This window comes from Streptomyces sp. 549 (genome assembly GCF_030124175.1).
Lineage (GTDB): Bacteria > Actinomycetota > Actinomycetes > Streptomycetales > Streptomycetaceae > Streptomyces.
In genome coordinates this window covers 251,678-268,465 of the sequence record NZ_JASKMT010000001.1, presented here as the reverse complement: position 1 = coordinate 268,465, position 16,788 = coordinate 251,678, and the positions used below count along the sequence as shown (strand labels likewise).

15 protein-coding genes are annotated in these 16,788 nt (G+C 72.8%); 10 read left to right on the top strand and 5 right to left on the bottom strand.

Annotated elements, in window-relative coordinates; all coding sequences use genetic code 11:
• Window positions 1–148 precede the first annotated feature (148 nt).
• The 5 genes from QNO07_RS01200 to QNO07_RS01180 all read left to right on the top strand — a co-directional run bounded on the left by QNO07_RS01200 (window position 149) and on the right by QNO07_RS01180 (window position 5,770).
• Window positions 149–1,399 (top strand): extracellular solute-binding protein, encoded by a 1,251-nt coding sequence (locus QNO07_RS01200; RefSeq protein ID WP_502961751.1) that lies wholly within the window; start codon window positions 149–151, stop codon window positions 1,397–1,399.
• Window positions 1,396–2,304: a carbohydrate ABC transporter permease gene (locus QNO07_RS01195; protein ID WP_283989407.1), complete on the top strand. Its 909-nt coding sequence runs from the start codon at window positions 1,396–1,398 to the stop codon at window positions 2,302–2,304. Before QNO07_RS01200 ends, QNO07_RS01195 begins: the two co-directional genes overlap by 4 nt.
• The gene (locus tag QNO07_RS01190) at window positions 2,301–3,140 is read left to right on the top strand and encodes a carbohydrate ABC transporter permease (protein ID WP_283989406.1); all 840 of its coding nucleotides are present in this window, start codon (window positions 2,301–2,303) and stop codon (window positions 3,138–3,140) included. Before QNO07_RS01195 ends, QNO07_RS01190 begins: the two co-directional genes overlap by 4 nt.
• Before the next feature lie 38 nt (window positions 3,141–3,178).
• Window positions 3,179–5,437 (top strand): beta-xylosidase/alpha-l-arabinosidase, encoded by a 2,259-nt coding sequence (locus tag QNO07_RS01185; protein WP_283989405.1) that lies wholly within the window; start codon window positions 3,179–3,181, stop codon window positions 5,435–5,437.
• Between the two features lie 87 nt (window positions 5,438–5,524).
• Window positions 5,525–5,770: a hypothetical protein gene (locus QNO07_RS01180; protein WP_283989404.1), complete on the top strand. Its 246-nt coding sequence runs from the start codon at window positions 5,525–5,527 to the stop codon at window positions 5,768–5,770.
• A 36-nt stretch (window positions 5,771–5,806) separates the two neighbouring features.
• Here QNO07_RS01180 and QNO07_RS01175 read toward each other — a convergent pair whose 3' ends face one another.
• The 4 genes from QNO07_RS01175 to QNO07_RS01160 form a co-directional block, all read right to left on the bottom strand.
• On the bottom strand, window positions 5,807–7,609 hold the full coding sequence (locus tag QNO07_RS01175) for an acyl-CoA dehydrogenase (RefSeq protein WP_283989403.1): 1,803 nt from the start codon (window positions 7,607–7,609) through the stop codon (window positions 5,807–5,809).
• A gap of 362 nt (window positions 7,610–7,971) precedes the next feature.
• Window positions 7,972–8,502, bottom strand: coding sequence for a hypothetical protein (locus tag QNO07_RS01170; protein WP_283989402.1), 531 nt, complete (start codon window positions 8,500–8,502; stop codon window positions 7,972–7,974).
• Between the two features lie 126 nt (window positions 8,503–8,628).
• Entirely contained in the window at window positions 8,629–8,901 is a 273-nt protein-coding gene (locus tag QNO07_RS01165) for a hypothetical protein (protein WP_283989400.1), read from the bottom strand.
• 205 nt (window positions 8,902–9,106) lie between these two features.
• On the bottom strand, window positions 9,107–10,507 hold the full coding sequence (locus QNO07_RS01160; RefSeq protein ID WP_283989399.1) for a CoA transferase: 1,401 nt from the start codon (window positions 10,505–10,507) through the stop codon (window positions 9,107–9,109).
• A 152-nt stretch (window positions 10,508–10,659) separates the two neighbouring features.
• On the opposite strand from QNO07_RS01160, the gene QNO07_RS01155 reads away from it, so the two are divergent.
• Together QNO07_RS01155 and QNO07_RS27640 are read left to right on the top strand one after the other, a co-directional pair.
• Complete coding sequence (locus QNO07_RS01155; RefSeq protein WP_283989398.1) at window positions 10,660–11,376, top strand: endonuclease V; 717 nt, start codon at window positions 10,660–10,662, stop codon at window positions 11,374–11,376.
• A 61-nt stretch (window positions 11,377–11,437) separates the two neighbouring features.
• A complete protein-coding gene (locus tag QNO07_RS27640) occupies window positions 11,438–11,551 on the top strand; it encodes a hypothetical protein (RefSeq protein WP_502961744.1) in 114 nt (37 codons plus the stop codon).
• Here the strand turns inward: QNO07_RS27640 and QNO07_RS01150 are convergent.
• The gene (locus tag QNO07_RS01150; RefSeq protein WP_283989397.1) at window positions 11,518–12,723 is read right to left on the bottom strand and encodes a saccharopine dehydrogenase family protein; all 1,206 of its coding nucleotides are present in this window, start codon (window positions 12,721–12,723) and stop codon (window positions 11,518–11,520) included. The genes QNO07_RS27640 and QNO07_RS01150 overlap by 34 nt on opposite strands.
• Before the next feature lie 246 nt (window positions 12,724–12,969).
• On the opposite strand from QNO07_RS01150, the gene QNO07_RS01145 reads away from it, so the two are divergent.
• The 3 genes from QNO07_RS01145 (at window position 12,970) to QNO07_RS01135 (ending at window position 16,739) form a co-directional block, all read left to right on the top strand.
• The gene (locus tag QNO07_RS01145) at window positions 12,970–14,112 is read left to right on the top strand and encodes a CaiB/BaiF CoA transferase family protein (protein WP_283989396.1); all 1,143 of its coding nucleotides are present in this window, start codon (window positions 12,970–12,972) and stop codon (window positions 14,110–14,112) included.
• Window positions 14,113–14,284: 172 nt separating this feature from the next.
• Window positions 14,285–15,427 carry an acyl-CoA dehydrogenase family protein gene (locus QNO07_RS01140; RefSeq protein ID WP_283989395.1) on the top strand — a complete coding sequence of 381 codons (1,143 nt, stop codon included), beginning with the start codon at window positions 14,285–14,287 and terminating at the stop codon, window positions 15,425–15,427.
• Window positions 15,428–15,524: 97 nt separating this feature from the next.
• Entirely contained in the window at window positions 15,525–16,739 is a 1,215-nt protein-coding gene (locus QNO07_RS01135; protein WP_283989394.1) for an acetyl-CoA C-acetyltransferase, read from the top strand.
• The last annotated feature ends 49 nt before the right edge of the window (window positions 16,740–16,788 follow it).

Genomic DNA, 16,788 nt, shown 5'->3' with positions numbered 1-16,788 from the left:
CGGCTCCGTAACTTCCACGCATCAGACCGAGAGTTATCGGAAAGCTTCCGGAAGGTGTGCCATGCAGAGAGCAGTGCGGAGTCCTCACTCGCCAACACGCGGCCGGCGGACCCGCCGTACCGTGCTCACCTGGACGGCCGCCGCGGTGATGGCCGTCGCGACCCTCGGCGCCTGCGGCAGCGGCGGACCGGGTGAGGAGTCCGCCGGGGACCTGGAGGTGTGGGTCTACCAGGACGCCTCGACGGCCGTGCAGCGCAAGGCAGTCGAGCGCTTCAACGAGACGTCCGACATCAAGGCGAAGCTTGTCGAGGTGCCCGGCGAGGGCTACCAGGACAAGATGCGCAGCGCGATGGGCACGCCCAACGCGCCTGACGTCTTCTTCAACTGGGGCGGCGGCAGCATCAGCGACTTCGTGGCCAAGGACATGCTCGTCGATCTCACCCCGGTGCTGGAGAAGGACAGCAAGCTCAAGCAGGCGTTCGTGCCGTCCATCCTGGACTCCGGTCGTGTCGAGGGCCGTTACTACGGCACCCCGATGCGCGGCATGCAGCCCGTGGTGCTGTTCCACAACAAGGAGGTCTTCGACAAGGCCGGGGCGGAGCCGCCCACTTCGTGGCAGGACCTGCTGGACCTGGTCGACACCTTCAAGGACGAGGGCGTCACCCCGTTCGCGCTGGCCGGCTCCGACGCCTGGACCGAACTGATGTGGCTGGAGTACCTGCTGGACCGCACCGGCGGTGACGAGGTCTTCCGGCGCATCCAGGACGGCGACTCCGGCGCCTGGGACGACCCGGCGGTCCTCAAGGCCGCCGGACTGGTCAGGGAACTGGTGGACCGGGGGGCGTTCGGCACCAACTACAAGTCCGTCAACTACACCGCCGACGGCGCCTCCACTCTCTTCGCCAAAGGCCGCGCGGCCATGCACCTGATGGGCAGCTGGGAGTACTCCAACCAGAAGGCCAACCAGCCGGAGTTCGCCGAGAAGGGCCTGGGCTGGTCCACCTTCCCCGAGGTGCCCGGCGGCACCGGGGACCCGGCCAACGTCGTCGGCAACCCGACCAACTACTGGTCGGTCAACTCCCGGGTGACCGGCGAACGCCGCGAGGCGGCCCTTGAGTTCCTGCGGCTCGCCGGCACCGACTGGTACGCGGAGCAGCTGGTCGACAACGGGGACGTCCCGGCCACGGCGGGTGCGGAGAAGCTGCTCGGCAAGCACAGCGCACCCGAGTACGCCCGCTTCCAGTACACGATGGTCACCGACGCCCCCGCCTTCACCCTCTCCTGGGACCAGGCCCTGCCCAGCCGCCAGGCCGCCCCGATGCTCGACAACATCCAGAAACTGTTCAACGGACAGCTCGAGCCGCAGGCCTTCGTCGACGCCATGAAGGCAGGCAAGTGAAGCAGCGCTCCACCGCCGCCGCCGTCCGCGCGGGCCGCCCGAGCGTGCTCTGGGCGGCCCCCGGCGTGCTGTTCTTCCTGCTCTTCGCCGTCGGCCCCATGCTGCTCGTCGGCTATCTCTCCTTCACCGACTGGGACGGCCTCGGCGGCTTCCCCGGCTGGAGCGGCACGCAGAACTGGGAACGCCTGTGGGGCGACCCCACGATGCGCCAGGCCGTCGGGCTGAGCCTCGCGCTCACCGCCGTCAGCTGGCTCGTGCAGACCCCCGTGGCTCTGCTGCTCGGCGTGTGGGCGGCCGGACGGCAGCGCCACCGGGCCGTGCTCACCGCGGTCTTCTTCCTGCCCCTGCTCGCCTCGTCCGTCGCCCTGGCGCTGCTGTGGAAGTCGCTGCTCGACCCCAACTTCGGCCTCATCGCGGAGATCGGGCCGTGGATCGGCTTCGGCGACGGCAACCTGCTGGGCAGCTCGCGCGGCGCGTTCGCCGCCGTCGCGTTCGTCGCCGCCTGGCAGTTCATCCCGTTCCACACCCTGCTCTACCAGGGCGGCGCCCGGCAGATCCCGCGCTCGCTCTACGACGCCGCCGCCATCGACGGGGCCGGCACCGTACGGCAGTTCTTCGCGATCACCTTGCCGCAGCTGCGCAACACCCTCGTCACCTCCTCGGTGCTGATGGTGGTCGGCGCGCTCACCTTCTTCGACACCGTGCTCATCCTCACCGAGGGCGGACCCGGAACGGACACCACCATCGTGCCCTACCTCATGTACAAGACCGGTTTCCAGGCCTACGACATGGGCTACGCCAGCGCCGTCGCCACCACCCTGGTCGGCGTCGCCACGGCCGTGTCCCTGGTCCTGGTCCGGCTCACCGGCTTCAGCGCCATGCGCAGCACAAGGGAGGGCATGTGACCCGGCCGCCCGGTGCCCCGCGGCGCCGCCACAACCTGCCCGCCGGTGTCGCCGCCGGACTCTGGCTGGTCGTCGTCGGGCTGCCGCTGTACGTGCTCGTCGCGTCCACCTTCCAGGAGCGCGACGCCTACTTCGACCACGGCCCGCTGTCGCTGCCGACCGAACCCACCCTGGACAACTACCGGCGGGTGCTGGCCAGCGACTTCCTGACGTACCTGCTCAACACCGCTCTGGTGACCGCTGGTTGCGCCGCGCTGGTGGTGGTTCTCGCGGTCAGCGTCGGCTACACCGTGGTCCGCACCCTCAACCGCTCCTCGCAGCAGGTGTTCCGGTTCTTCCTGCTCGGACTCGCCATCCCCGCCCAGGCCGTGATCATCCCGGTGTACCTGCTCATCACCCAACTCCACCTCTACGACAGCCTGTGGGCGATCGTGCTGCCCACCGCGGCGTTCGCGCTGCCGGTGAGCGTGCTCATCCTCTCCGGCACGATGCGCGACATCGACGAGGAGCTGTACGAGTCGATGACGCTGGAGGGAGCAGGACAGCTGCGGGTGCTGCTGCGACTCGTCCTGCCGCTGTCCCGGGCCGGCATCGCCACCGTCGCCGTCTTCTCCGCGCTCCAGGCGTGGAACAACTTCCTCTTCCCGCTGATCCTCACCCAGTCCCGCAGCAGCCGGGTGCTGACCCTCGGCCTGTACGACTACGTCGGCGAGTTCCGGGTCGACATCCCCGCGCTGCTCGCCGCCGTGGTGCTGTCCATCGTGCCGATCTTCGTGGTGTACCTCTTCGCCCGACGCCAACTGGTCAGCGGACTCATGGGCGTCGGCGGGCGCTGAACCGCCCGACGACAACCCGCCGCACCCTTAGGAGACCCATGCCCCACCCCTGGCAGGACCCGACCCGGACACCCGAGGAACGCGCGGCCGACCTGCTCACCCGGATGAGCCTGGAGGAGAAACTCGCCCAGCTCTCCGGCGTCTGGCCCGGTTCCGACGCCGGTACCGAGGACGTCGCCCCGCTCCAGCACGAGATCACCACCGCCGCCGACCCGGACGCCCTGCTGCCCATCGGCCTGGGCCAGCTCACCCGGCCCTTCGGCACCCTGCCGGTGGAACCAGCCGAGGGCGCACGGGCGCTCGCCAGGCTCCAGCAGCGGACGGCCGACGCCAACCGGTTCGGGATTCCGGCGCTCGCCCACGAGGAGTGCCTGACCGGCTTCACCGCCTGGCAGGCCACCGTCTTCCCCACCCCCCTGGCCTGGGGCGCGTCGTTCGACCCGGGACTGGTGCGGGAGTGCGCCGCCGCGATCGGCACCACGATGCGGTCCGTGGGCGTGCACCAGGGGCTGTCACCCGTGCTGGACGTGGTGCGCGACCCGCGCTGGGGACGCACCGAGGAGACCATCGGCGAGGACCCCTATCTGGTCGGAACCATCGGCACCGCCTACGTCGCGGGTCTGGAGTCGACGGGCGTCGTAGCCACGCTCAAGCACTTCGCGGGCTACGCCGCCTCCCGCGGCGCCCGCAACCACGCCCCCGTGGAGATCGGGCCGCGCGAGCTGGCCGACGTGGTCCTGCCGCCCTTCGAGATGGCGCTGCGCGACGGCGGTGCCCGCTCGGTCATGCACGCCTACAACGACCTGGACGGCATCCCCGCCGCCGCGCACACCGAACTGCTCACCGGCCTGCTGCGCGACCGCTGGGGGTTCACCGGCACCGTCGTCGCCGACTACTTCGGCGTCTCCTTCCTCGAACTCAGCCACCGCGTCGCCGAGTCGCCCGCCCACGCCGCGGCCCTCGCGCTGGCCGCGGGGGTGGACGTGGAGCTGCCCGCCCGCCGCTGCTTCGGCGAACCGCTGCTGAAGGCCGTCCGTTCGGGCGACGTTCCCGAGCGGCTCGTCGACCGCGCAGCCGAACGTGTCCTGCGCCAGAAGGCCGAACTGGGCCTGCTCGACGGCGAGGGCGCGGCCACCGGGTGGAAGGGCGGCCCCGTGGACCTGGACCCGCCCGGCGCGCGCGCCCTGGCCCGGCGGCTGGCCGAGGAGTCGGTGGTCGTCCTCACCAACCGCGACGGCGTGCTGCCGCTGGCGGAGACCGCCCGGGTGGCCGTGACCGGGCCGTTCGCCGACGACCCGGCCGGCATGCTCGGCTGCTACACCTTCCCCCGGCACGTCGGCGTCGAGCACCCCGACCTGCCGATGGGCGTGCACGTGCCCGGACTGCTGACCGCCCTGCGCGCCGAACTCCCCTCGGAACGCCTCACGGACGACGTGGCGGACGCCGACCTGGTGGTCGCCGTGGTCGGCGACCGCTCCGGCCTGTTCGGCCGCGGCACCTCGGGCGAGGGCTGCGACGCGGAGGACCTGACGCTGCCCGACGGCCAGGCCGACTGGCTGGACGACCTGCTCGCCGACACCGGGGTGCCCGTGGTCCTGGTCCTGCTCACCGGACGGCCCTACGCGCTGGGCCGCTGGGCGGACCGGCTGGCCGCCGCGGTGCAGGCGTTCTTCCCCGGGGAGGAGGGCGGACCGGCCGTCGCGGGTGTGCTCACCGGAAGGGTCGAGCCGTCCGGCCGCCTCCCGGTGAGCGTGCCGCGCCGGCCGGGCGGCCAGCCGTGGACCTACCTGCAGCCGCCGCTCGGCCTCGCCGGTGACGCCAGCAGCATCGACCCGACCCCGCTGCACCCCTTCGGGCACGGCCTGTCCTACACCACCTTCGCCTGGGGGTCCGCGTCCGCCGACACCCCGGAGGTACCCGTCGACGGCGGCACCCGGATACGGGTCACCGTGCGCAACACCGGATCACGGCCGGGTACCGAGGTGGTCCAGCTCTACCTGCACGACCCGGTGGCGCTCACCGTCCGCCCGGTGCGGCGCCTGATCGGCTACGCCCGGGTGGCGCTGGAACCGGGGCAGGCCGCAGAGGTCTGCTTCGCCTTCCACGCCGACCTCACGGCGTACAGCCTCAGTGCGGATCGGCGGGTCGTCGAACCAGGCGCCGTGGAACTGCTGCTGGGCGCCTCCAGTGCAGACATCCGGCACCGGGTCCCGCTGACCCTGACCGGTGCACTGCGGGACGTCGGCCACGACCGCACGCTCACCTGCCCGGCGCACACCGCGCCGCTGCCCGGCTGACCGCCGCCCGGGCTGCCCCTCCGTGGCGGGACGGGGCGGGAGCCGGGTGACGTCCATAGATGCGTGGCCGGCGGGTACCCGGACCGTATGTCTCACGGCGCACTACGCATGCGAATGATCGGCACCGGCCTTGTCCTGGGCGGTGTCATGACGTGGTTCCAGCACGGTGTCCTGGACAGGTCCTGGCCGGTCGCGCTGGTTCTCGGCCTGCTCTTCGTGCCGCTGGCCACCGCGGCAGGGCTGCTCGCCGTCCGTCGCCGCCCCGGCCCGTCCGGACCCGGACGCCCCGCCGGACGGACCGGGTCCATCCGGCGTGCGCCACTCGGCCGGTGACCGTCCGACAGCGGTCCGGTCACGGGCGTTGGGCCGTCAGAGCCAGTCGGGGTCGGTGTCGAGCACGGTACGGTCCAGCGCCGCCACCAGCGTGAACTGCTGCTCGGTCTTCGGTAGTTCATAGCGGAAGAAGTAGTGGCAGGCCTGGCGCTTCCCGCGGTGGAAGGCGTCGTCGGCCTCCCCGGTGGCCAGCGCCATGTCCAGCCAGATCCAGGCGAGCACCACATGGCCCACCGCCTCCAGATAGGCGGAGGCGTTGGCCAGCGCGCGCGTGGGGTCGCCCGTCGACCAGGCAGCCGCGGTCACCTCCGGCACCCGCCGCCAGGCCGCGCGCAACTCCTCCCCGTGCGCGGCGAACCCGCCGCCCCAGGCCACCGCCCGGGACGCGGTCGCCTCGACCTCCTCGCCGAGCGCCGCCAGCCCCGCGCCGCCGTCAGCCACGGCCCGGCGGCCCAGCAGGTCGACGCCCTGGATGCCGTGCGTGCCCTCGTGGATCGGGTTCAGCCGGTTGTCGCGGTAGTGCTGCTCCACGTCGTACTCGCGGGTGTATCCGTAACCGCCGTGGACCTGCACAGCCAGGTCGTTCGCCGTCACACACCACTGCGACGGCCAGCTCTTCGCGATCGGTGTCAGCACGTCCAGCAACTTCCCCGCACGGGCCCGGTCCTGCTCGGTCGGGGCGGACCGCTGCTCGTCGACCAGCCGCGCGCAGTACAGGATCAGGGCCAACGCGCCCTCGCTGTAGGACTTCTGGGCCAACAGCATGCGGCGCACGTCGGCGTGCTCGACGATCGGCACGGGCGGCGCGGCGGGGTCGCGGTCCGCGACGGGACGGCCCTGCTGCCTGGTCCGCGCGTAGTCCAGGGACTTCAGGTAGGCGGTGCAGCCGAGCGCCGCCGCTCCCGCGCCCACGCCGATGCGTGCCTCGTTCATCATGTGGAACATGTACGACAGCCCGCGGTTCGCCTCGCCCACGAGCTGGCCGACGGCGCCCGGTTCGCCGCCCGGCCGGTGCTGTCCCTCACCGAAGTTGAGCAGCGTGTTGGTGGTGCCGCGATAGCCCATCTTGTGGTTGAGCCCGGCCAGCACCACGTCGTTGCGTTCACCGAGTGTGCCGTCGGCCTGGACCAGGTGCTTGGGTACCACGAAGAGGGACAGTCCGCGGACGCCGGGCGGGCTCCCGGGGATGCGGGCCAGTACGAGGTGGACGATGTTCTCTGCCAGTTCGTGGTCCCCGCCGGAGATCCACATCTTGTTGCCGAACAGCCGGTAACCGCCGTCCGGCCGGGGCTCGGCGCGGGTCGCCACGTCGGCGAGTGAGGAGCCGGCCTGCGGCTCGGAGAGGCACATCGTGCCCAGGAAGCGCCCGGCCAGCATCGGCCGCACGAAGGTGTCCACCTGCTCGGGCGTGCCGTGCGCGCACAGCAGGTTGGCGTTGCCCAGCGTGAGGAACGGATAGGCGGAGGTACCGATGTTCGCGGCCTGGAAGTAGGCGAAGCACGCCGTGGACACCACGTGCGGCAGTTGCATCCCGCCCAGCTCGGCGTCCATGGACGCGGCCAGCAGGTCGGACGCGGCGAAGGCGTCCAGGGCCTCCTTCACGTCGGGGATCATCACGACCTTCTCGCCGTCGAACTGCGGCTCCTCCTGGTCGCTGCGCTTGTTGTGCGGGGCGAACCAGCGCTCCGCCAGCTGCTCGCTCAGGTCCAGCACGCCGTCGACGGTCTCCCGTGAGTGCTCCGCGTAGCGGGAACGCTCGATCAACGCGTCCGTGTCCAGCCAGGTGTGCAGCAGGAAGTCGAGATCACGCCGGGAGAGCAGGAAGGACGGCTTCGCCATGGTGCGGTCCCCATTCGCGAGTCAGTGGACGGGCTGGGTACACCATGCCTTACTAAGCGCTTGCTCAGCTACCCCGGGAGTGGAGGCGCGTGCCGGGATCGGGCATCGCGGCTGGGGGTGGGGTGCGGCCATGGCTGCGGCGTGGGAAGGGTTCGGTCGCCGGTTGGCTGCCGTGCCCAAGGCCCTCGCCGGGCGGTTGTGGCTTCTCCTGAGTCGGGTCCTGCTCGCCGCTCTGGCAGGGGGCGCAGAAGCTCATGCCGCAACCGTGGTCCGCGGCCGTGTATCCCGTCGCGCTGTCGCTGTCTCGCCGCCCAGGCCGCAGGGACGGGCGCGATCCAACCTGAACGGGAGGTGTCGAGGCCTCAGGTGTGCGCGCAGGCTCTGGCCTCGAACTCCGCCGTGGTCACGGTGGCCGTGGTTTCCTCGCCGGTGTCGGAGAAGGCGTGGTAGCGGACCATTCCCGGGGTGAGGGTTTCCAGGTCAGCGGGGGCGAAGGACACGCTCCTCGCCGACCACGAGTTGTCCCTCGTCCAGCCGTAGAGGGTGTAGGTGGTCGTGGCGGTGAGCGGAGTGAGAGGTGTGTCGGCGGTCCAGCCGGCGGACGGTGGATCAAGGGTCCAGGTGGTGAGGCCGGGACTGATAGGGCGGTCGGCCGACCATGCCCCGACCGTCACGGCCTTGTCCACGTCGCCGCTGTCGACGTAGAGGGTCGCGCCGTCGATCCGATGACCGCAGACCATCATGACGCCGAGCAGGTGGCCGTCGGAGGTCACGGAGATGCCCGCGACGCCATCGACCGGGACCGAGCACCCCGAGCTGGCCGTCAGCGTGAGGCAGGCCGCAATGCCGCCCGCAAGGCGCCGGAACACCGGCCGTGAGATGGTCTGCCGCACGAGGCCCCCTGTCCGGGGCGCGTGGGCCCCGCCCCGGATGTTAGGCCAACGGCATCTCGGCCGGTGGCCGCGCCCCCGGTGAGTAGGGGCGCGGCCACCGGCCGAGGCGGTAGCGGCGGGTTCAGATCACCTGCTGTTGACCACGGCGCCGAGGACCATGCCGCCGACCAGGCCGACGGCACTGACCACGATGGCGGCTGTGGCGAGCCGCTCGTGCCGGACCATCTTGGCGATGATGGCCAGCACGATGCCGATCGGGCCGAAGATGATCGGCAGGAAGATGAGCGCGATCACGCCCAGCACCATCGCGATGATGCTCAACATGTTGCCGGTCGACGCGCTCTGCGGTGCGCCGTGGGGCTGCTGTCCGGTCGGCTGGTTGCCGTGCTGCGTCGTCATCTGCCACTCCTTCGGGGACGATCACCCTGCGGCTCGACCCTGTGGTGGGCCGGCCCATAACCCCGTGTGCCCGCAACTCCGCCACCCACACCGCGACTTGGACTGCCCGGTCGAGAGAGCCGTCCGCGGGGTCGGACTCGCGCGCCCCAACGGTCCGGCTGGCGCCTCGTCAGTGCGCCCGGCTTCGACGTGCTGCCCCCGGACGTCAGGCGCCCGGTGTGCCGGCCTCCCAGACCGGTCGGTCCGCGCCCAGGGGTCCCGGTGGCCGGGGCCAGTCGTCGGGGCCTCCCACGTAGCGCACCGGTGAAGGCGCGTACCGCAGCAGGCCCAGAGCGCTGTCCCGCTGCCGTAGCCGGTGCCGCCGCCCTGCTTCGGCCGGCTCCCGCGGCACGTCAAGGGCGGTGTCCGGTGGTACTCCGTCCAGCAGCCATGAGGCGGTGCCGGCAAGCGAGGCCTGGATCAGGCGGCTGCCCGGGGCGGCCAGGCGCCTGGCGGTGAGCGCGCGCAGCACGCCCGCGGCCAGCAGGTAGCCGGTGCCGTGGTCCAGCGCCTGCGCGGGCAGCGCGCCCGGCCGGCCCCCGTCGCCCTCCACGAGCGCGATGCCGGTCGCGGCCTGCACCAGGCTGTCGAACCCCCGCCGGTCCGCCCACGGCCCGGTCGTGCCCCACGCGTCGAGCCGCGCCACCACCAGACCGGGCCGCCGCGCCGCCAGCTCCCGCGGGGCGAGCCCGAACCGGTCCAGTGCGCCCGGCCGGTAGCCGGTGACGATCACATGTGCCTGCCGCAGCAGGTCCTCGAACTCCGCGCGGTCGGCGTGCCGTCCGAGATCCAGCTGTGTGGACCGTTTGCCGAAGCCCGTGTCGGCGTGTGCTCCCTCGCTCTCCGGAAGCCGGGGCGCGTCGACACGCAGCACGTCGGCCCCCAGCAGTGCCAGGGTCCTGGTCGCCACCGGTCCGGCGATCACCCGGGTCAGGTCCAGAACCCGCAGCCCCGACGGTTGCGGCGGCACCTCGTCGCCGACCGCGTCGTCCAGGCGGGTGAGCTCCGGCAGCGGGCGTGTCGCCGCCGCCGCACCCTGGGGCGAGGCCGCCCACTCGGCGCGGTCCCGTACGGCCACCGCGAGGCCGCCGGCCGCCTGCACCTCCTCCTCCACCTCCCGGCCGTGCCGGCCGGCGAGTGCGGCACCCACCGCGGCGACCGCAGCCTCCTCGTCGCCGGTGTCGGGCACGCCGAGCGATGCGAGCAACCTGGCCCGGTGGTGCGGGTAGTTGGCGTGGGTGCGCAGCCATCCGTCGGACGTCGCCCAGAACCGGGACAGCGGCGCGAACGTGGTGGGTGCGCGCCCGTCGACCCGCAGGTGCCGCTCGCTGGTGAACGCCGTGGCGATCGTGTCGTCGTCCACCCGCACCGCGGCGCCGGGCCGGTGGAACTCGGCCGCGGCCAGCGCGCACACCGTCACACATGTCCGGGCCAGCCCCGCGACCGGCAGTCGTGCGGGCAACCCGGGAGTTCCGCAGCGCTCGACCGGGCCGAGCGGTGGCCCGGTGGCCGACGCGGGCCCTGTGGCGCCGAGAGCCGTCCACGCCCGGGTGGTGGCACTGTCCATCCCGTCATTGTGCCCGCGTCCCGACCCGCCGCCCCGCCCTGCGCGGACCTGCCTGCCGACCGCCGTCCCGTGCGGTCCGCCTGCCGACGGCTGGATCCGGCGTCGGCGCACCCGGGCCGGGGCGGACTGACGGGAGCGGATAGCGTGGGTGCGTGCGGCTCCCCGAAGACCTGCCCCGGCACCTCACCCCGCGCGGCGAAGCCGAAGCCGTCGCCGTGCAGCAGCGGTTGCGCCCGCTGGTACGGGTGGAGGACACCGGCCCGCCCGTGGGTGCGGCCGGAACCCTGCTGGCGGGCGTGGACGTGGCCTACGACGACAACCGCGGGGTGGTCGCTGCGGCGGCCGTGCTGCTGGACGGCGGCACGCTGGAGGTGGTCGAGCAGGCGACCGCCGCCGGACCGGTGCCGTTCCCGTATGTTCCCGGTCTGCTGGCCTTCCGTGAACTCCCCGCCGTGCTGGACGCGTTGGCTGCGCTCCGGCACACCCCCGACCTGGTGGTGTGCGACGGCTACGGCCTCGCCCACCCCCGGCGGTTCGGTCTGGCCTGCCACCTGGGAGTGCTCACCGGCCTGCCCGCGATCGGCGTCGCCAAGAACCCCTTCCGATTCCGGCACGCCCCGCCGGCCGCCGAACGCGGCTCCCGCACGCCGCTCACGGACGGTGGGCCGGACGGGACGGAGGAGACCGTCGGCGCGGCGCTGCGGACCCGGACCGGGGCGAAGCCGGTCTACGTCTCCGTCGGGCACCGCACCACGCTCGACACCGCCTGCGCCCACACCCTGCGGCTGGCCCGCGAGCACCGCCAGCCCGAGACCACCCGGCACGCCGACCGCCTGTGCCGCCTGACCCTTGCGGAGTACACCGACTGAGTACGCCGACTGAGTACCCGCACCGATGCCGGCCGCCCCGGCAACGGGGCAGAGTCGGGGCATGGACACGACGAACCGACGGATGGCCGCCTGCCTCACCCTCGCCGGACTGCTGGCACTGAGCTGGCTGGCCGCGACCGTCTATGTGGTCGGCGGCTGGGTACTCGCCGGCTGATCCTCCGTACGCACCAGGCGGAAACGCACACCGGCCCGCTGCAGCCTGGCGGTGAGCGCGTCGCCCATGGCGACCGCCGTGGTCACCTGGCCGGCGGTGGCGGGCAGGTCGTCGAAGGCCAGGCACAGCGCCGACTCGGCCAGCATCTTCGCCGTCTCCCCGTACCCGGGGTCACCGCCGGACACCTCGGTGTACACCCGCCGCCCACCGCCCTCGCCGATGAAACGCACCCAGAACCAGTTCCGGGCCCGCTGCTCCGCGTCCGGCCCCTGCCCGGCGGGCAGCCGGCCTGAGAGCGCCCGGCGTGCCGCCGGGAGTTGGGCGAGCGCCGCCACGGCGGCCACCGCGGCCGATCCGGCCAGCGCCACCGGCAGGCGGCGTACCGCCGCCGCGTGGCGGTAGTGGAAGTCGGGGCCGTAGCGGTCGAGTGCGGCTGCCGAGCGGATCACGATGCGCGGATCGATGGTGGGCAGCGGCACCGCCCAGGACCGCAGGACACCGACCCGGCGCAGCGGGCCCGGCGCGGAGGACAGGCGCCGCCCCTCGGGCTGCTGCTCGGCCCGCCGTCGGGCCTTCGCGGCCCGAGCGGTCTGCGGCCCGCGGCTGAAGGCGTCCAGGGCCGACGCGAGCGTGCCGCCGGAGAACGTGCCCTGGGCCCTGACGTGGCCGTCGACGCGCAGCGGTACACCCTCCGGCAGGTGCCGCACGGTGTACAGCACCCCGAGGTCGTGCGGCACCGCGTCAAAACCGCAGGCGTGCACGAGGCGGGCGCCCGTCTGGCGTGCCCGCTCGTGGTGCCGCAGGTAGACCGTGTCGACGAACTCCGGCTCCCCGGTGAGATCGGCGTAGTCGGTGCCCTCCTCCGCGCAGGCCGCCACCAGCGGCCCGCCGTACTGCCGGTACGGGCCGACGGTGGTGGCCACCACCCGCGTGTCGGCGGCCAGGCGGCGCAGCGCCGGGCCGTCCGAGGCGTCCACGCACAGCAGCGGCAGTTCGGCGCACTCGGGCCGGATCGCTGCGAGCCTCCTGCGCACGTCCTCCAGCTTCTCCATGCTGCGTCCGGCCAGTGCCCAGCGGCAGTCCGCCGGGGCGTGGGCGGCCAGGTACTCGGCGGTGAGGCGCCCGGTGAAGCCGGTGGCGCCGAAGAGGACAAGATCGTGGGTTCGGGACACACCTGCTCCTCGTGCGGGGACAAGGGACGCCGTCGACGAAGGGCCCGTCTCCGGGTGCTGCGGTCGCTGCGGGTCGCTGCGGGTCGCTGCGGGTCGCTGCGGTCCGATGAGGCCGCTGGTGCGGACCGTCACCGGTGCACCCACCGTACCGTCGGGTAATGCACTCCTGAGGGGGCTTGTGGAAAGCAGAACTCGTTCTTAGCATCATTGGTGTTACATCAGTTGTGTCACACGGGCGGGGATCGCATGACGGATCGGACGACGGCGGCGGGCGCACGCGCCTCCGGGCCGCTCGCGGGGCTGCGGGTGGTCGAGCTGGCGGGCATCGGCCCGGGCCCGTTCGCCGGCATGCTCCTCGCCGATCTGGGGGCCGACGTGGTGCGCGTGGAGCGCCCCGGCGGCGCCGGGCTGGGCATCGACCCTCGGTGCGACGTCACCAACCGCGGCAAGCGGTCCGTGCTCGTCGACCTCAAGGCGCCCGGCGGTGCCGCCCGCGTGCTCGACCTGGCGGAGCGGGCCGACGTGCTCATCGAGGGCTGGCGCCCCGGCGTCGCGGAGCGCCTCGGGGTGGGCCCCGAGCCGTGCCTCGACCGCAACCCGGCCCTGGTCTACGGCCGGATGACGGGTTGGGGCCAGGACGGCCCGCTCGCCGCAAGTGCCGGGCACGACATCGGCTACACCGCCGTGACCGGAGCGCTGGGGATGATCGGCCCCGCCGACGGCCCGCCCTCGGTCCCGGCCAACCTGCTCGGCGACTACGCCGGCGGCTCGCTCTACCTCGTCGTGGGCGTGCTCGCCGCACTGCGGCACGCCGCTCTGCACGGCAGCGGCCAGGTGGTGGACGCGGCCATCGTGGACGGCACCAGCCACCTCACCGCGATGATCCACGGCATGCTCGCGGCAGGCAGTTGGCAGGACCGGCGCGGCGCCAACCTGCTCGACGGCGGCTGCCCCTTCTACGGCGTCTACGAGACCTCGGACGGCGGCCACATGGCGGTCGGCGCGCTGGAGGACCGGTTCTACGCGGAGTTCGTGCGCCTGCTCGGGCTCCGCCAGCCGCCCGAGCAGCACGACCTCGCCGCCTGGGGCGCGCTGCGCGAGGCCGTCGCGGACCGCTTCGCCTCCGCGACCCGCTCCCACTGGACGCGGGTCTTCGAGGGCAGCGACGCCTGTGTGGCTCCGGTGCTGTCTCTGAGCGAGGCGCCGCACCACCCGCACCTTGCCGCCCGCGGCACCTATCTGACCCATGAGGGCATCACCCAGCCGGCGCCCGCGCCGCGCTTCTCCGCCACCCCCACCCGGGTGCGCTCCGGGCCCGCCCTGCCCGGCGTGCACACCGCGGAGGTGGCCCGCGACTGGGCCCTGGAACAGCCCGCCACGCCTGACTGACCACCGGGGCCGCCAGGGCCGCCGGTTCCCGCCGGGGCCGCCGGTTCCGGCACCCGGCGCGGGGCTGCGCGGCAGAGGCAGCGCACCTCCCGCCCGCACAGGAACAGCACACGGGCCCGTCTCCGACGAGGCTGACAGGGCCCACCAGGGCCGAACAGGAGGGTGACGGGGAATGCAGCGGCAGATCTACACCGACGACCACGAGGCCTTCCGGCAGACGGTGCGTGCCTTCCTGGAGAAGGAGGTCGTACCCCACCACGAGCAGTGGGAGCGGGACGGCATCGTCAGCCGGGACGCCTGGCTCGCGGCCGGGCGCCAGGGCCTGCTCGGTCTCGCCGTGCCCGAGGAGTACGGCGGCGGGGGCACCGGCGACTTCCGCTTCAGCGCCGTGCTCATGGAGGAGTTCACCCGCGCCGGGGCTTCCGGCATGGCCGTCGGGCTGCACAACGACATCGTCGGCCCCTACCTGCTGGCGCTCTCCACCGAGGAGCAGAAGCGCAGGTGGCTGCCCGGCTTCTGCAGCGGCGAGTGCATCACCGCGATCGCCATGACCGAACCGGGCGCCGGCTCCGACCTCCAGGGCATCACGACCACCGCCCAGGACCGCGGCGACCACTGGCTGCTCAACGGGTCCAAGACCTTCATCTCCAACGGCATCCTGGCCGACTTGGTGGTCGTCGTCGCCCGCACCTCACCCGAGGGCGGCGCCAAGGGGCTGAGTCTGCTGGTCGTCGAACGCGGCATGCCCGGTTTCGAGCGGGGCCGCAACCTCGACAAGATCGGGCAGAAGGCGCAGGACACGGCCGAGCTGTTCTTCCACGATGTCCGGGTGCCCAAGGACAACCTGCTGGGGGAGCGGGACGGCGCCTTCGTGCACCTGATGACGCACCTCGCGCAGGAGCGCATGAGCATCGCCGTGGCCGCCGTCACCGCCGCCGAACAACTGCTCGACCTGACCCGCGGCTACGTCAAGGAACGCGAGGCGTTCGGGCGTCCGCTGTCCAAGCTGCAGCACGTCCGCTTCGAGGTGGCCGAGATGGCTACCGAGTGCGCCGTCACCCGAACCTTCGTCGACCGCTGCATCAGCGACCACACGGTGGGCACACTGGACGCGGTGCACGCGTCGATGGCCAAGTGGTGGGCGACGGAGCTGCAGAAGCGGGTCGCCGACCGATGCCTCCAGTTGCACGGAGGCTACGGCTACATGAGCGAGTACCCGGTCGCCAAGGCGTTCACCGACGGCCGCATACAGACGATCTACGGCGGTACGACCGAGATCATGAAGGAGATCATCGGCCGGTCCCTGCTCGGGTGATCCCGCACCCGCCCGTTCCCGCCGGTCCGTTCCCGCCCGTCCGTTCCATGAAGCCTCCGGCGATGTCGGAGCCCTCCGCACCGAAAGGCCGCAGACCTTGAGCACCGAAGCGTTCGTCTACGACGCCGTCCGCACCCCGCGCGGACGCGGCAAGGCCGCCGGAGCCCTGCACGGCACCAAGCCCATCGACCTCGTGGTGGGCCTCATCCACGAGATCCGCCGCCGTTTCCCCGAGCTCGACCCGTCCGCCGTGGACGACGTGGTGCTGGGCGTGGTCAGCCCGCACAGCGACCAGGGCTCCGACATCGCCAAGATCGCCGCGATCGCCGCCGGGCTGCCCGACACCGTGGCGGGCGTGCAGCTCAACCGCTTCTGCGCCTCCGGCCTGGAGGCCGTGAACATGGCCGCGGCCAAGGTCCGCAGCGGCTGGGAGGACCTGGTGCTGGCGGGCGGCGTCGAGTCCATGTCGCGGGTCCCGCTCGGCAGCGACGGCGGGGCCTGGGCCATGGACCCGATGACCAGCTTCGAGACGGGCTTCGTCCCGCAGGGCATCGGTGCGGACCTCATCGCCACCGTCGAGGGCTTCAGCAGGGCCGACGTCGACGGCTACGCGGCCCTGTCCCAGGAACGCGCCGCGCAGGCATGGAAGGAGGACCGGTTCGCCCGGTCCGTCGTCCCGGTGAGGGACCGCAGCGGCCTGACGGTGCTGGACCGGGACGAGCACCTGCGCCCCGGGACCACGGCCGAGTCACTGGCCTCGCTGAAACCGTCGTTCGCCGACATCGGCGAACTGGGCGGCTTCGACGCGGTGGCGCTGCAGAAGTACCACCACGTCGAGCGCATCGACCACGTGCACCACGCGGGCAACTCCTCCGGCATCGTCGACGGCGCCGCCCTGGTGGCCGTGGGCAACGCGGAGGTGGGCCGTCGCCACGGCCTGCAGCCCCGTGCCCGCATCCTGTCCGCCGCGGTCTCCGGGGCCGACCCGACGATCATGCTCACCGGGCCCGCCCCGGCGGCCCGCAAGGCACTCGCCAAGGCCGGGCTGACCATCGCCGACATCGACCTGGTTGAGATCAACGAGGCCTTCGCAGCCGTCGTCCTACGCTTCGTGCGGGACATGGGCCTGTCCCTGGACCAGGTCAACGTCAACGGCGGCGCCATCGCGATGGGGCATCCGCTCGGTGCCACCGGAGCCATGATCCTGGGCACGCTGCTCGACGAACTGGAGCGCCGCGACCAGCGCCGGGGCCTGGCCACGCTCTGCGTCGGCGGTGGCATGGGCATCGCCACCGTGATCGAACGCCTCTGACGCCGCGCCCGGCCGCAGCCCGCCGCTCGCGGCAGGCGCCCGCTTCCCC

Bases quoted from the DNA above. Each gene is read 5' to 3' on its own strand.
- QNO07_RS01200 (WP_502961751.1), top strand. From the start codon at position 149: ATGGCCGTCGCGACCCTCGGCGCCTGCGGCAGCGGCGGACCGGGTGAG.
- QNO07_RS01185 (WP_283989405.1), top strand. From the start codon at position 3,179: ATGCCCCACCCCTGGCAGGACCCGACCCGGACACCCGAGGAACGCGCG.
- QNO07_RS01180 (WP_283989404.1), top strand. From the start codon at position 5,525: ATGTCTCACGGCGCACTACGCATGCGAATGATCGGCACCGGCCTTGTC.
- QNO07_RS01175 (WP_283989403.1), bottom strand. From the start codon at position 7,609: ATGGCGAAGCCGTCCTTCCTGCTCTCCCGGCGTGATCTCGACTTCCTG.
- QNO07_RS01165 (WP_283989400.1), bottom strand. From the start codon at position 8,901: ATGACGACGCAGCACGGCAACCAGCCGACCGGACAGCAGCCCCACGGC.
- QNO07_RS01160 (WP_283989399.1), bottom strand. From the start codon at position 10,507: ATGGACAGTGCCACCACCCGGGCGTGGACGGCTCTCGGCGCCACAGGG.
- QNO07_RS27640 (WP_502961744.1), top strand. From the start codon at position 11,438: ATGGACACGACGAACCGACGGATGGCCGCCTGCCTCACCCTCGCCGGA.
- QNO07_RS01145 (WP_283989396.1), top strand. From the start codon at position 12,970: ATGACGGATCGGACGACGGCGGCGGGCGCACGCGCCTCCGGGCCGCTC.
- QNO07_RS01140 (WP_283989395.1), top strand. From the start codon at position 14,285: ATGCAGCGGCAGATCTACACCGACGACCACGAGGCCTTCCGGCAGACG.